Raw genomic sequence first — 14,733 nt, 5'->3', positions numbered from 1 at the left:
AAGGTGCCTTACTACTTCAGATTTATGCCAATGAGAAGTCCTCATGCACAAGCGTCAGATTAGGATTATAAGCTGGATCAGTATCTAACAACTCTCCCCAACGATTGCGCATATACTGCGCCTCACGCTGCGCACGGCGGCGTTTAGCCAAGGTATTGTCGGCGCCTCGAGAAACTGATTCATGATGGTAGAGTTCCGCATAAGGTGTCCACAGATTACGATAACCCGCTTCGCGCACCTTGAGACATAAATCCACATCATTAAAAGCCACCGCCAAATTAGCACTGTCCAACCCCCCCACTTCCACGAATACCGCTTTACGTATCAGAAGACACGCGGCTGTCACTGCTGAAAGGTTTTGCACTAAGTGCAGGCGCGAAAAATAACCGTATTCATTACGGTTGAAATACTTGTGGGAATGGCCTGCGACACCTCCAATCCCGAGAATCACTCCACCGTGCTGGATAGTATCATTGGAGTAGTAAAGTTTTGCGCCCACACAGCCGATTTCAGGCCGCTGCGCCTGGCTTACCATCTCTGTCAGCCAGCCCCTGTTGATAGGCTCGATGTCGTTATTCACCAACCCTATAATCTCACCCCTGGCCAGCTCAGCGCCAAAATTATTAATCGCAGAGTAATTGAATGGGTGGTCCCAACGATGCACTGAAACCCTTGTATTAGAAGTACTAATCTCCTTCAGAAAGCGCAATGTTGCCTCGCAACGGCTCTGATTATCCAAAATCAGCACCTCATAATTCGGATAATCTGTTCTGGACAGAATCGCCTCTACACAGGGCTTAAGAATCTCCAGGCCATCCCGAGTTGGAATCAGTAAACTCACCAAAGGAGCAGGCTGAGGAATAGTCCAGTGCACCCGATAGCTGTTTGGTGCTGTACCCGGCTCTGCCATAGCTTGCAACCCTTCACTTTCAAAATAATCAGTCACAGCCTTTAAGCCCGCCTTGACTGCATAACTTTTGGCGTCGCCCTCCTGGGCGGTGGAACCATTGATCGCTCGCCAGTGGTATAGTATTTCCGGAATATGTACGACATTACCAGCATTCAGATAGGGCGAACAACGCAGGAGCAAATCGTGATCCTGACTGCCCTCAACCCCCAAGCGGAAGCCTCCTACCCGTGCCACTAGAGATGCCCTTAGCACCGTCAAATGGCAAATATAATTTTGTGACAATAGAAGATCAGGATTCCAATCCGGCTTGAAGTGCGGATCAAAACGCTCACCCAAATGATCAATTTTGTCTTCATCACTATAAAGCAATTGAGCTTGCGGTTTCTTCCGAATCTCCTCTGCCACTCTTTGTAGGGCGTGCGGCGCCAGAGTATCATCATGGTCCAGTAAAGCGATATATTCGCCCTTTACCAAATTTAAAGCGCTATTACTAGCCGCTGAAATATGTCCATTACTTTTCCGGAATTCCACTTGGATGCGTGCATCTTTGGCTTGGTATTCCTTCAAGCAAGCCTTAACCTGTGGTTCCGAAGACGCATCGTCGGCAATACAAAGCTGCCAATTGCCGTAACTTTGTGCTAGTACCGAGTCAACGCAAGCGCACAATAGCTTTAAATCAGTATTGTAAGTAGGGACAACAATTGAAATCAGGGGGCCTGTATTTGTATTTAGGGAAAACCCCTTATCCGCAGATTCGAGGCGTTTGAGCTCAACGGTTCTGATCCACTCATTATAATCGCGAGACTGACGTCTCTTAATAAAAGTTCTCCCGTAGTGTTCTAACGCCAAATCACGCCAACAACAATTCCTTTCTAAGGCTTCCTCGCGAATGCTCCGCAACACATTCGCTTTTCCCAAGTTACGAAACTTAAAGTGCATATTGTTGAGACGCTGAGCCAAGCGATCATAAGCAAACTGGGGCAAAAGTCTGACTAAGTTAAAACGCTTTACTGAAAATAGCCCCACAGATTCCATGGGGTCAAAACGTACTGCCTGTGGTCGAGCAGAAAGGTATACCAGACGCTTGGTGACTTTACCGGATTTAATAGGAATAAAAATGCTGTCAGATTCACTTAAACCAGCCCCATAATCAAAGTAGATCTTTGAATCTATAGAAGACTGATTATACTTCAAAGCAATTTCCACCATATACCATCCGGCACTGGGCATCCGTCCCTTTACCAAAAATTGCGGATCTTTTCCCTCAGAATACCAGTCAAAATTCATCGAAGCATCACTGGCCCGACTAATAGCAAGTGCAGGCTTAAGCCTGGAGATCAAATCAATACGAAACAGGGACTTCAAAAATCTAAACACCAGTATTAAATCCCGCTATTTAATTGTGCACTTTACCGTGCTTGTTATGCGTACCGGAATAACCTTACTTTCAAGTTTAGCTACTTGTTTCAATGCCATATCCGGCCATATATAAGGTTTCTTCCTAAGCGCTAATATCCAACTTAAAGTTAACCTTCGCTTCAACAGTCGTACCGTATATATACGCCTCAATTTTATCTTCGCTGGTGATAACCTTCTTGGGTTTAAAACTGAAGCCACATTGTAGCCTTTTGGAAAGCCCCTTACGTACAACATCGGGGCGCGCCCGACTCAAATCGACAAGGTGTTCTACGCCATTGACCAACAAGCGAATCTTTACTGGACAATCAGACTCTGTAACAGCCCAACCGGTAATCAGCTCAGGCTTAACATCAACAAACGCTTTCCCGTAACAGAGGAATGGGGTTTCTGCACCAATACGATCCCTCAGGGCTGCAACGCCTGCCTTGACGTCATCAACATAGCAGAGCAGTGCCTTATCTCTCTCATCATTTAAATCGTGCGCCTTAAAGTAAGCCTCACCCTTTTTTCTCTCTGCACTGCCAGCTCCAGAGCCTTTATGCTCCTTTTTCATAACATGCTCATGACGGGACTTAACCACATAATGATTAACTCTTATCCCATCATAGAGAACCTTGCTCGTCTTGGGCTCACACGGACTGCCATTCTCAAAGACCGTTGGTTGAAGATTCCCTGAATAATAACGTCCAGATTTAAGGATACATTCATGAACATGCATCCTCTCTACCATAGAGGGCTTTAAGATCGTCTTGATATGTCGATTGAAATCATGATCTTGTTTTGAAGCATATGTAAAACGCTCAATTACCAAGCCCTCATCCTTGAATTTATGACCGGACGACCCAAAGTTTCGCCAATTGAGTGCCAGAGCACCAGCATCCTCTAGTGCATAAAAACCAGATAAAATATCCTTTAAATTACTGCCATTTGTGCTGACAAGAAATTCATCGGCATCAATAAAACACAAAAGGTCAACTTCGTTACCGAACCGATGCAACATATTATTATAAGCAGGCATCTGTGGACCACCGGTACCAACTCTGGGGAAATAAACCCTTTTTATCACACCTAGGCTGTCCAGTGCTTCCAATAACTGTGAGGATCCATCATCACTGACATTATCAGCAATATAAAAGGCATCAACACCTATCAACTGGTGATAGACAATCCATTCCAGAATATACTCATATTCATTTTTAAAAATCGCAGCGATTCCAAACTTCATTCGCGCTCCAAAAAACCATCTTTAGTCAACTATTCTAAAAAAGTTTCGAAAGTGGTCACTATTAAAATAACGTATAATCTAACAGGAGTGACAATCAGAAAAGTGCAGGCACACATTATCTCAGTCGTAGCACCAATCACACTAACAGCTGGTCCGGTGATCATGTCTGTAAAAAGAAGCCTGCATTTTTGAACAGCCAGTAAATTTTTTTATCTTGCTTCCATCATCGTTTTCAATATCAAATAGAAGGAAGTTCTCACGCCCATAAAAATACTGAAGCACATTTGAATGATGCTTGTACCACTCGTACTTCCAACGATCTATAACGCCTTCACGGTTACACGAGTAGATTTGTTCAAAACGCCGCAAGTAACTTCCATCACCGTGATTAAGGCGACTCTTTATCCATTTATCCACAGGGCGTGTATTTAATATAAAAAGAGAACCTGGGTACTGTCGGTCCAGTTCCTGATAGTATTTTTCGAAGGCATATAGGCACCGACTTGAAACCAGCTCCATATCGCTAAAGAAATCGAAATCTTCATATCCACTCAGCAATGGCCGTCCATGTAGATAGTTATCCTCAATCTGTAAAGCCAAGTTCCCATGATCCCAGTGAATAGCTTTATAGCCATTGCGCAAGAAAAAGTGGTTCAGGCTTGTCGTACCACACTTATTAAAGCCAATCTGAAATACTTTCATGCTAAAAATCTAAAAAACTTGTTTATTCAATGCCGAGCTAACTTAACGCTGTCAACACAGTGCATAGTGAGACGTTCGCGAGATTCTCTATTTTCTTCTGCTATTTTCAAGAAAATATCGCTAGCGCCATTTTCATCTACTTATTGGTAGCAACAGCGCCATAGCCATGGGGGTTTTTACTCTGCCACCGCCAAGTATCGGCCATCATCTGCTCCAACCCCAGATTTGCAACCCACCCCAATTCACATTTTGCCTTGGAAGCATCAGCCCAAAAAGCTGGCAGGTCGCCTGCACGACGTGGTGACAGCCGATAGGGAACTGTTACACCTGAAGCCCGTTCAAAAGCTCGAACTATTTCCAGTACAGAAGTGCCCCGACCGGTCCCAAGGTTAAATGCTTCTGCGCCTGACTTATCTGCCAGCCACTCCAAGGCTCGAACGTGCCCTATCGCCAAATCCACTACATGAAGGTAATCCCGCAGACAGGTGCCATCCGGTGTGGGGTAGTCATCGCCAAATATCGATAACTCGTTGCGCTTACCCACTGCAACCTGGGCGATATAAGGTAGCAGGTTGTTAGGTATTCCCTGAGGATCTTCTCCAATCAATCCAGAAGGATGCGCACCAACAGGATTAAAATATCGAAGGAGTGCCACAGAAAGCTCTGGGTTCGCAGCGGCCGCATCCCGTAAAACCTGCTCTACCATCCATTTACTGGTGCCATATGGGTTACTGGTGCGACCAGTTTGTAGAGTTTCCACATAAGGCACAGGGGCCTCACTACCATAAACAGTGGCGGAAGAGCTGAACACCAGCTGCTTAACTCCAAACGCCTGCATAGCCTCCAGTATTACCAGACTGCCACTAACATTACTCTGGTAGTAGTCGATCGGCTTCTGTGAAGATTCACCTACTGCCTTCAGTCCGGCAAAATGAATTACGGCATGAATCACATTCTCAGTAAAAATTTGGTCTAGCAGTTTGCGGTTTCTAATATCACCACGATAGAAGCGAACCGGTTTGCCGCTAATCGCCTGTACTCTTTGTAAAGCTACTTCGGAGCTATTGCACAGACTATCGATAACTACAGCCTCAAACCCAGCCTCTTGTAATGCCACCAGGGTGTGAGAGCCAATGTAACCCGCGCCACCGGTAACCAATATCCGTCTACCCATCGTTTCGCTATTCTCAATCATGCAACAGCATCCTCTGGAAGCTGGATCTGACTATCGGAAGCCATATCCCCAGATAGCATCAACGTATTCAAATAAGCCCGGTAATCTTCTGCTAAATCTGGATGGCGCAATCCGTATTCAACATTTGCCTTTAGATAGCCCAACTTAGAGCCACAATCATGACTCTTGCCGACCATACGATAAGCCTCAACTGTTTCCTGTGTCATCAACTCTGCAATAGCATCAGTAAGCTGAATTTCGTTACTGGCACCTGGTAATGTCTGCTCAAGTAAGGGCCATAGCATGCGTGACAATACATAGCGTCCAACCACTGCTAAATTCGATGGCGCTTCAGCTGCAGGAGGTTTTTCCACAATGGCTGTCATTGGCTGCGAGGCATTTGGAGACAACGCTGCTCCCTGACAATCCGCCACGCCATATTTATGCACTTCTTCTTCCGGAACCGGCTCAACCATCACCTGACTAACACCAATCCGATTGAATCGCGATAACATTTGCGCCAAATTATCCCGACAGAGATTAGAAGCTGCATCATCGATAATGACGTCCGGAAGTAACACCGCAAAATCCTCATCACCCACCAATGGTCGGGCGCATAAGATAGCATGCCCCAACCCCTTCGCCTCACCCTGGCGTACATGCATGATAGTAACGTCTTTCGGGCAGATGGACCGAACCTCATCCAATAGCTGTCGTTTGACCCTGGCCTCTAGGGTAGCCTCCAACTCAAAACTGGTATCGAAATGGTTTTCGATAGAGTTCTTACTGGAATGGGTAACCAACACAATATGTTTTATCCCAGCGGCAACCGCCTCATTGACCACATACTGAATAAGCGGTTTATCGACGATAGGCAGCATTTCTTTGGGAATAGCCTTGGTGGCCGGCAGCATACGGGTTCCCAAGCCGGCAACAGGTAAAATTGCTTTCATAAAATCTTATCTATCTGGAGACTACAAAGCTATTCTTAGCGCTCAATAAAGAACCATAAATATCAGAAAAGCCTTTGGTTTCATTTCCATAGTCTTCACTAGATTTTGCATAACGATACATAAAAAATGGGCGAGCCTCATTGTCGCATGTTACTTTCGACAAGTATCTTTCTACATTGCCAGTAAAAACAACATCCGGCCTATATAAATTATACATTTCAGTATGAAAATAAGGTGTTCTCAGAAACAGAATCTCATTAAAATAATAAGCAAGGATGGACAACATAGATCTAAAAAAAGAATCACCAAAAATCAAAAGGCGCTTATTTGTTATAGATTTTTCGTTGATATAAATATCAACAATTCCATTATTCCCGCCCTTGACACCATTACTGAGATATCTTGCACCTTTTGGGGAAGAAATAACTTCAACATCGTCCGGACCAAGGCCCAACTTAACTGACAAATCCCCTTGCGTTCGAGCAGTCTTAATATTTTCTGCAAGGATCTTTCTATGGTCTTCGAAAGAAATCTCCTCTAAAGTCTCCTTTAAGAGCAAATAGGAAACCAACCTTTTCCCATACATATTCATATGAGTATCATACTTAAGATATGGTTTTTCAACCAATCCCCGAAGCTCGGAGACAGGGTAAATAACAGAGTTATCCCATTTTTTCTCCATGTAATAAGAAAAAAGGCCATCAACTTTTCCCAATGGAAAATCTTTATATTGAACAACATGTTTATCTGGAAAAACTACATGCTTAAAAGCACAGCCAGCTTTAGCACAATAACTCGCCCTAGCTGCGATATTAGCCCAGAAGCTCTCAATAGATTCAAGGTCTACAACCTTATCACCTAAGATATATTCCAAGGGATTATGATTGCCTTTCGCAAGAAAAAGCTCATCATTATTCCCTACCAATACACCATTTTCTACATTTATTGAATCCAAAATGATCACCAATTCAATATGTGAAAGATCTTAAGGTCAACCAACGAATTCACGTAATTCTCTCGAAATGGGAACACCATAACTATCAAGTAAAACTTGGTAGCTAGCCGCCAAATAGCGGCGGTTCTGATCATAGTTTCGACCAGAAAACTCACATTTTTCGATTATTTTATGAACTTGTCCTCCGGTGAAATCATCCCAATCACACCTAGGGAGCATCATAATATCAACCAATTCATTTGTTCTTGAGTCATGGGATACAAAAAATGAAGGAACATAACTTTGGAAGGCCAGCATATTCCCATGAAGCCGCGTACCTATTGATAGTTCAAATTTTCTTGCATACTCCATCCATGCTTCAGCGTTAAAAAAAGTAATAAACCTTTCTTTGGCGAAGCGCTCAAACACCTCTCTAGACTCCCCAGAACACCATAAGTCAGCCTGATGAGTCATATGATGATTAGCCTCATCATACACCTCCCCACGCGCCAAAGAGACTAACTCGAAGGGATTCTGACAAACAATTTGAAAAGGATTATTTTTTATTGAAGAATGAAACTTTTTAAATGCCCCTTTAAACTTCTTCCTATGTGCATCAATATTCACCAAAATACTTATATTTTCTTCAGGAGTATTCCTTAACTCACTTAAAGAATTTTCATTCTTTACACCCAACTCAGGATCTAAGTTTGTAAAGTTCGATGGACAACCAATAACCTCTACGTTATTAATGCCAAATGACTCAAGGACTGCGGCTGTATACTCTCCTCGAACAGCAATTTTCGTAGCCAAGTCACTCAAAACTTTAGCAAAGCGAACAGTGCCTTTCTTAAATCTAACTCCTTCATTCTTATGTGCCGCTTGTGCACCTAAACCAACCACCAACACTGGTAGATTGACTTTTTCTAATTTATCTGCCAGCCCACCCATATCCCTATCAGGATGTATAAAATTTGATGCAGGAAGAACAACTAGATCAAATTCACATTGAATCTTCTCAGGATTGAAATTCCAGCCTTCGATATACTCTTTATCACCTAAAATTTGCCGATCTACCGCATTCCAGAATGCATAATTCCCCGTGTTATTTCCAGAAACTGAAAATGCTTCATCTGTATTTCTTTTAAATGATGACCCGTTTGGATTAGCACCAATAAATGCTATTCTCTTCATAAAGCACCTAAGGAATTAATTTTTGGATAAAAAAATCGACTAGATATTCAGATTCAGATAGAGGATTCCATTCAAACCTGTCTACATTATTTACCAGAGGATCAACGGCAATAAATTCACTCATATCAGTTCCGATACAGAATTTATCAGCAAACTTCCTATTTGACTCAGAGTAATACCCCATCAATATCCTTGCATAATATTTGGGGAGTACAAACTCAACATCCTGATTGTTAAAGGAGATAAACTCTTCCAGCAGCTCTGGCGCAGACACGCCTCTCCGATTAAGAGCCAGCTTTAAAAGAACCTCTCTCTTTTTCAGGGAGTAATTCGCTCCTTTTGAATCTGGAATAGCGTAACCTGATAAATTTCCAGATATACCACAGACCTCAAAGAACTGTTCCTCTATCTTTTGGTTTGAACTTCGCACCTGATCAAAATTAATGATCGATACTTTCGCTCCAAGATCTACCCATTCCTGACAGTTGGCATAATAATCCAGAAGGCTATCTTTTTTTGACCAAACAAGATTAGAAGTTCTACCTAAAGCTTTTACATCCTGGTTAAATCCTGAAGCCAGTAACTTGTCTTGTCTACGAACGGTATAGATAACCTCTACTTCATCAAAATAGGAAGAGAAGTAACTCAAAACCGACTTCTTATCGGAGAGCGTAAAATACTCAGATGAACAGATAGCTACAGAGCCTGTGCTAAATGTAGTCAGTTTTTTGGATATTTCAGATAACTTTTTTTCCTGCAACAATCCGTTAATATCTTCGCGCTTTCGTAAGCGAGCATCCCCAATATGCTCACATGCAATAATATGTGGATCCCGCCCCGATATAACATCAACATCGTGATCACCTTTTAGCCTTTTTGCATTCAGGTTCATATAGGCTTGAATATAACTGGTGCCCGTCTTAGGCATTCCGACATGCAGATATAGTTTAGCCATGATAAATACCCATATGTTTATCTGCGCATTCACTAACAGTTAGAGGTTTCGGAATATTACTTGCGATCAGGTTCCAGCTACTATCCTCTCCACAAGCCTTCAGTATTGCCTGTTTCAGAGAATTACTACTCCCGTTACGGAAATGATGCCCACTTATATTATCGGAAATTTTTTCAACCATACCGCCGATATCACTACCGATCAAAGGACGGCCATGGTTAAAGGCCTCCTGAATAACCATCGGTGAGTTTTCCCACCATACCGAAGGAATAATCACCCAGTCGGCTTGCTCCATTAAGCGACCTATTTCATGGGACTCATAGGATCCATGCAAGGTAACCAAATCGCCCAGATCCTCTAACAACCCAAGAATTTTCTCCTGAAACTCTTCCGTCTGGCCTTGTAAATTAGCTCCGTGAATATCCAAGTGAACCTTCTCTTGGATATCTTCGGGCAACAGTTTAAAGGCCTCCAGTAATACATCTACACCTTTAAAAGGATTGATCTGACCAAAGAAAGCAAAACGGCCGCGCCCTTCTCCTTCTGCTAAGGGGCGAGGTGCAGGCGTTTCGATCTCCGGCTGGCCATTTTCGATCATTACCATTTTCTCTTCGGGGATCCCCCAGGCTTTATAGCGCTCAATCAGAAAATGACTGGGTGAGACGAACATATCCACCAAGTTAAAAATGGATTTAATATACTTCTCCCGCAGGAAGAAGTCCGCTGCAGAGCGATCGGGGAAACAACGTGCACAGTCAGTGGGAGATGACTTATAACAAAGCTTCATCTGTTTGCCTGGCTTAACCATTTGGCCATTATTAGCACAGATAGCTAAATATTCGTGCAGTGTTACAACAAGACGTGCATCCGGTAAGGTATTTCTTACCTCACGGATCAATTCCAACCCCATATGAATGTAATGATGAAAATGTACTACAGTCGGTTGGTAGCGCTTTAATAATGCACGAAATTCCTGCCAAACATGCTTTTTACAACCCGATTGGAACAGGAAAAAATCGGACATATGAGTATGGAATAGAATCTCTTTGTCCGAATTAATAGTGGAGAAAGCAGATCCTCCATGGGAAGGCTGGTCGGTACGTGCCAAAAAAACAGTGTCCAAGCCCAGTCGTTCGTATTCCTTAAACAGGTTATAGGCGGCCACTTCTGCACCACCCTTGCTGTGATCCGGGTGACCGTGGGAAACAATCAGTATTCTGTGTTCAGTCATTGATAATTCCTTAACGAACCAGCTGTTCAATCAGGCTTCCCCAGCGCTCGGTATGTTGCCAGGCGTTATAAAGGGTGATTTTAAATTTCCAGTCTCTATTTTCGAACAAATTTTGTGACATCCGCTCCAGGTGGTAGAGCTTTTCATCGGCAAGAACATAGTGACGGTAGCCTGCTTCGCGTAATTTCAAGCAGAGATCAGAATCTTCAAAATCCCCAAGTACATAAGTCTCATCCAGACCATCCGCAGAATCATATAACGCTTTGCTAATAAACATACACGCACCGGTAACTGCCGGTGATTCCATCACAGAATCAATGTCCACCAACCATTCCGGATTACCCTTACCTGGGTGTTCGTTCAACCATAAGTTGCCAAACTGGACGCTATTGGAAAAAGTCATTCCCACATGTTGGATTGTGCCATCATCAAAAACCAACTTTGGTGCAACCACACCGACATCCTTCAGCGAAGATACTTTTTGTTCGATTCTGGATATCCAACCACTGCAGCTAGGGATAATATCTGAATTAAGCAATACTAAGTTATCTGCACTGGCATAGCGCACTCCGAGATTATTAGCACCGGCATAACCCAAATTACGACCGCCGTATATCACCTTAAAACTTACAGGGAACAACATACTGGTGTCATAACAGAAAGGTATAAACGCATCATAGAGCCTGGGGTCATCCAGAACATAAATCAGTTCCGTCTCGGCAAAATCGGCATCCTCAGTAAATTGGGCTATCTGGTGCAGTAAGAAGTCATAGCGACCATATAGCGGTACTATCACACTGCGCTTGGGTTCTTTCACCTCTTGCCCGAACTGCAATATTTCCACTTGGGGATCTTCCAGGAGATAGCGCCGATTGGACCAAAGCGCAGACAGTGCCGGGCCAATATATTTACGCATATTGCTCTGGTATTCCCGGCCATCTACATTGAAATTCACCAGCACCTGCTGGCTGGCCTGGGTGATATCTTCACGAACGTTAGACTGCCGAACTGGCACTACGCCCAAGCCGCCCTCTTTTGTAAAAAACAGCATCTCTAGACTGGCCCGCTCTATCAGATGTGGCATAGGCACCCAAGTGAAGAAGCCTGCCTTATAGTTTGGCTCAGCTCTACCGGGAAAGGCCTCTAAGACATCAATACGGTCAAAACGTGCAGATTCCTCAAGCAAATTGAGACTGTAGCTGCCATCAGTAGTACGTAGCACTAAACTTGCCAGATCCCGCTGACCATCAAGTAGCCAGCCAGAAAGGAATATTCCGTGACCGGGCACTGCCAGAATACTATCCCAGTGCCAGTCAACCAGAGACTTGAGTTGGCTTTCTTCTAGTTTTTTTAATCCCGGAATTTCAAAGACCCCATTACCCATGCTCTCAAACATCAAGTTGAGTAATTCAGCCTTTTCTCCCGTACGCCAAGTCATACAGTGACCAAATAAGGTTTCACCGGTTAACTCTACAAATGGCTTAAGCTCTACCTCTTTAGACTGGCTGTCAGCACTTACAGTCATGCGCAGGAAAGTGTTTTCCACAGCGACATCATAGGGCCATTCCACTAGGAGGCTATAACCCCAGCAGCTATCACCTTCGAATTTGAAATGTCTGTTTACATCTAATCGAGTAGTTCTCAGGGTATAATAATTAAGCTCACCTACATCCTGAGAGCTGCTGTCCTCTTCACTGCCGATATATTCAAGCCGAAAGTCCAGAGATTTGTATTCAGGGTGGAACGCCCAACCTTGTATCAACAGATGTCGTCCACCGATAACTCCACATACGTCTACCCATACCTGCACCTGCTCTGAGAACATTTTTTCCTGCACGGATCCAGCAGCCTTGAAACGCTTTCGTATCTTAATACCCATTGATTTATCCATCCTTACTCAGCGGTGCTGTATTGCTGTTCTATCCACTGTCGATAACTGCCATCCATCACTGAAGACCACCAATCCTCATTTTCTAAATACCAAAGGAGCGTTTTTCGGATGCCAGTTTCAAAGCTCTCCTGCGGTTGATAGCCCAGCTGGCTATTGGATTTCCGTGGGTCTATAGCGTAGCGCCGATCATGAGCAGCCCTGTCGTCCACAAAAATAATAAGATCTTGGGCTTTGCCAGCTATTACAGAAGTTGCCTGCGGATACCTGTTGGCAAGTATTGGTTGATTTTTAAACTCTCTATTCATCAACTCACAAATCATTTTTACGATATTGATGTTGGTCCATTCGTTAATTCCCCCAATGTTGTAACACTCGCCCAGCTCCCCTTTGCGGATTACCAAATCGATACCTCGAGCATGGTCCTCAACATAGAGCCAATCACGAATTTGCTGGCCATCACCATAAATTGGCAATGGCTTGTCTTGTAAGATATTGGTGATCAGCAGCGGGATCAGCTTTTCCGGAAAATGGTAGGGACCATAATTGTTTGAGCAATTACTGGTGGTTACCTTTAGTCCGTAAGTGTGGTGGTAGGCGCGTACCAGATGATCTGATGCGGCTTTACTCGCTGAATAAGGACTATTAGGTGCGTAAGGCGTAGCCTCACTAAATGCCGGATCTTCAGCTTCGAGAGTTCCGTATACTTCATCAGTTGAAACATGATGGAAACGGTGTATCTCGCGATTGACCCCCTCTTCCAGCCAAACTTTTTTTGCCGCTTTAAGTAGGCTATGAGTACCTATGACATTGGTCTGAATAAATACATCGGGACCACTGATAGAGCGATCTACATGGCTTTCCGCCGCAAAGTGTACCAATGTATCTATACGATGCTCTCTGAGAAGCGTTTCTACTAGATCAGTGTCACAGATGTCACCCTGGTAAAACTGGAAATTTGGACAATCCTTTACCGAATTCAAACTTTTGAGATTACCTGCATAAGTTAATGCATCTAACACGATAACTGTATCTTGCGGATAATTTTCTATCCAGTAGTGCACAAAGTTGGCACCTATAAAACCAGCGCCGCCAGTTACCAGTAAGTTTTTCATCTTAAGATCACTATTAATTTTAGTTCTTAAATATTAAAAGGGGGTTATTGCTCAACATTTCGCTGAAGTGCTTTATGAGATAAGGCTAATCTCAACGAATCACGCCAGTTCCTCAACTCCATACCTAGCTCATCAACTAAACGGCTCTTATCCAACACGCTGTAAGCGGGTCTTCTTGCAAGGGTCGGGTAATCCTTCGTTGCAATGGCTTTAATGATCAATTCCTTATCAAGGGAAATCCGGCCACTTGCCTTTCCCTCTTCAAATATAGCTACTGCAAAGTCATACCAGCTGGCCACACCGAGATCTGTACAATGATAAATACCATACGCCTCTTTACTTTCGGCCAAGCAAAATAGAGCTTGTGCAATGGATCCGGTCCATGTCGGTGTTCCCACCTGATCAGCCACTACTCCTAGCTCATCGCGCTCACTCATCAGGCGCAACATCGTATTAACAAAATTATTACCATGGGCAGCATAGACCCAGGCTGTTCTTAAAATTATTGCTTCAGGAGCTATACTCTGAACAGCGGACTCGCCTTCAGCTTTACTGGCTCCATAGACGCCAAGTGGATTTACAGTATCTGATACTAAATAGGGGGAAGATTTTTTACCATCGAAAACAAAATCCGTTGATACATGTAGAAAACGTAAATTAAACTCTTTACAGGCGTGAGCCAGATTTTCTGCACCAAGCGTATTTATAGAGAAAGCTTTTTCTTTCTCTTGCTCAGCCTTATCTACTGCAGTGTAGGCTGCTGCATTAATAATCACGTCAGGGCAAAAATGCTCGACTGCCGAAAATACAGCCGCTCTATCAGAAATATCCAGTTCTTCTTTTGCCAGAGACACCAGTTCAAACTCATTGGGGCACTGCTGCTGAAGCTCAGTGGCCAGCTGCCCATTCTTCCCAGTTACTAGAATTTTCATAAGTGTCTCTTGTGCCTGCTTACCAATACACTAAAAGCAGCTCAGTTTGCCGCTCAAAAAAAGAAGTTTCCGATTCAACGAGACTGAATTACAACCAGAAG

General features: G+C 43.7%; 12 protein-coding genes. All 12 read right to left on the bottom strand.

What is annotated here, in order from left to right:
- Positions 1 to 22 precede the first annotated feature (22 nt).
- Positions 23 to 2,287 (bottom strand): glycosyltransferase family 2 protein, encoded by a 2,265-nt coding sequence (locus G367_RS0105535; protein ID WP_157533365.1) that lies wholly within the window; start codon positions 2,285 to 2,287, stop codon positions 23 to 25.
- 124 nt (positions 2,288 to 2,411) lie between these two features.
- The gene (locus tag G367_RS23180) at positions 2,412 to 3,554 is read right to left on the bottom strand and encodes a glycosyltransferase family 92 protein (RefSeq protein ID WP_020412114.1); all 1,143 of its coding nucleotides are present in this window, start codon (positions 3,552 to 3,554) and stop codon (positions 2,412 to 2,414) included.
- Between the two features lie 141 nt (positions 3,555 to 3,695).
- Positions 3,696 to 4,256: a sulfotransferase gene (locus G367_RS24920; protein ID WP_020412113.1), complete on the bottom strand. Its 561-nt coding sequence runs from the start codon at positions 4,254 to 4,256 to the stop codon at positions 3,696 to 3,698.
- Between the two features lie 136 nt (positions 4,257 to 4,392).
- The gene (gene galE / locus G367_RS0105520; RefSeq protein ID WP_020412112.1) at positions 4,393 to 5,451 is read right to left on the bottom strand and encodes a UDP-glucose 4-epimerase GalE; all 1,059 of its coding nucleotides are present in this window, start codon (positions 5,449 to 5,451) and stop codon (positions 4,393 to 4,395) included.
- Positions 5,448 to 6,383, bottom strand: a complete 936-nt coding sequence (gene galU / locus G367_RS0105515) for a UTP--glucose-1-phosphate uridylyltransferase GalU (protein ID WP_020412111.1) — start codon at positions 6,381 to 6,383, stop codon at positions 5,448 to 5,450. The genes galE and galU overlap by 4 nt, the downstream gene beginning before the upstream one ends.
- 10 nt (positions 6,384 to 6,393) lie before the next feature.
- Entirely contained in the window at positions 6,394 to 7,338 is a 945-nt protein-coding gene (locus G367_RS0105510; RefSeq protein ID WP_020412110.1) for an alginate O-acetyltransferase AlgX-related protein, read from the bottom strand.
- 36 nt (positions 7,339 to 7,374) lie between these two features.
- The gene (locus tag G367_RS0105505; protein WP_020412109.1) at positions 7,375 to 8,511 is read right to left on the bottom strand and encodes a polysaccharide pyruvyl transferase family protein; all 1,137 of its coding nucleotides are present in this window, start codon (positions 8,509 to 8,511) and stop codon (positions 7,375 to 7,377) included.
- Positions 8,512 to 8,518: 7 nt separating this feature from the next.
- Positions 8,519 to 9,466, bottom strand: a complete 948-nt coding sequence (locus tag G367_RS0105500) for a hypothetical protein (RefSeq protein WP_020412108.1) — start codon at positions 9,464 to 9,466, stop codon at positions 8,519 to 8,521.
- Positions 9,459 to 10,697: a glycosyltransferase family 4 protein gene (locus tag G367_RS0105495; RefSeq protein ID WP_020412107.1), complete on the bottom strand. Its 1,239-nt coding sequence runs from the start codon at positions 10,695 to 10,697 to the stop codon at positions 9,459 to 9,461. Before G367_RS0105495 ends, G367_RS0105500 begins: the two co-directional genes overlap by 8 nt.
- Positions 10,698 to 10,707: 10 nt before the next feature.
- Positions 10,708 to 12,576, bottom strand: coding sequence for a glycosyltransferase family 2 protein (locus G367_RS24915; RefSeq protein WP_169337096.1), 1,869 nt, complete (start codon positions 12,574 to 12,576; stop codon positions 10,708 to 10,710).
- Between the two features lie 14 nt (positions 12,577 to 12,590).
- Positions 12,591 to 13,700 (bottom strand): dTDP-glucose 4,6-dehydratase, encoded by a 1,110-nt coding sequence (gene rfbB, locus G367_RS0105485; RefSeq protein ID WP_020412105.1) that lies wholly within the window; start codon positions 13,698 to 13,700, stop codon positions 12,591 to 12,593.
- 44 nt (positions 13,701 to 13,744) lie between these two features.
- Positions 13,745 to 14,632 carry a dTDP-4-dehydrorhamnose reductase gene (gene rfbD / locus G367_RS0105480; RefSeq protein ID WP_020412104.1) on the bottom strand — a complete coding sequence of 296 codons (888 nt, stop codon included), beginning with the start codon at positions 14,630 to 14,632 and terminating at the stop codon, positions 13,745 to 13,747.
- Positions 14,633 to 14,733: the final 101 nt, after the last annotated feature.

This window comes from Microbulbifer variabilis ATCC 700307 (assembly GCF_000380565.1).
GTDB lineage: Bacteria > Pseudomonadota > Gammaproteobacteria > Pseudomonadales > Cellvibrionaceae > Microbulbifer > Microbulbifer variabilis.
The sequence above is the reverse complement of the archived record's forward strand: the minus strand, read 5'-3'. Positions and strand labels throughout refer to the sequence as shown.

Bases quoted from the DNA above. Each gene is read 5' to 3' on its own strand.
- galU (WP_020412111.1), bottom strand. From the start codon at position 6,383: ATGAAAGCAATTTTACCTGTTGCCGGCTTGGGAACCCGTATGCTGCCG.
- G367_RS0105495 (WP_020412107.1), bottom strand. From the start codon at position 10,697: ATGACTGAACACAGAATACTGATTGTTTCCCACGGTCACCCGGATCAC.
- G367_RS0105505 (WP_020412109.1), bottom strand. From the start codon at position 8,511: ATGAAGAGAATAGCATTTATTGGTGCTAATCCAAACGGGTCATCATTT.
- galE (WP_020412112.1), bottom strand. From the start codon at position 5,451: ATGATTGAGAATAGCGAAACGATGGGTAGACGGATATTGGTTACCGGT.
- rfbB (WP_020412105.1), bottom strand. From the start codon at position 13,700: ATGAAAAACTTACTGGTAACTGGCGGCGCTGGTTTTATAGGTGCCAAC.
- G367_RS0105500 (WP_020412108.1), bottom strand. From the start codon at position 9,466: ATGGCTAAACTATATCTGCATGTCGGAATGCCTAAGACGGGCACCAGT.
- rfbD (WP_020412104.1), bottom strand. From the start codon at position 14,632: ATGAAAATTCTAGTAACTGGGAAGAATGGGCAGCTGGCCACTGAGCTT.
- G367_RS23180 (WP_020412114.1), bottom strand. From the start codon at position 3,554: ATGAAGTTTGGAATCGCTGCGATTTTTAAAAATGAATATGAGTATATT.
- G367_RS24915 (WP_169337096.1), bottom strand. From the start codon at position 12,576: ATGGGTATTAAGATACGAAAGCGTTTCAAGGCTGCTGGATCCGTGCAG.
- G367_RS24920 (WP_020412113.1), bottom strand. From the start codon at position 4,256: ATGAAAGTATTTCAGATTGGCTTTAATAAGTGTGGTACGACAAGCCTG.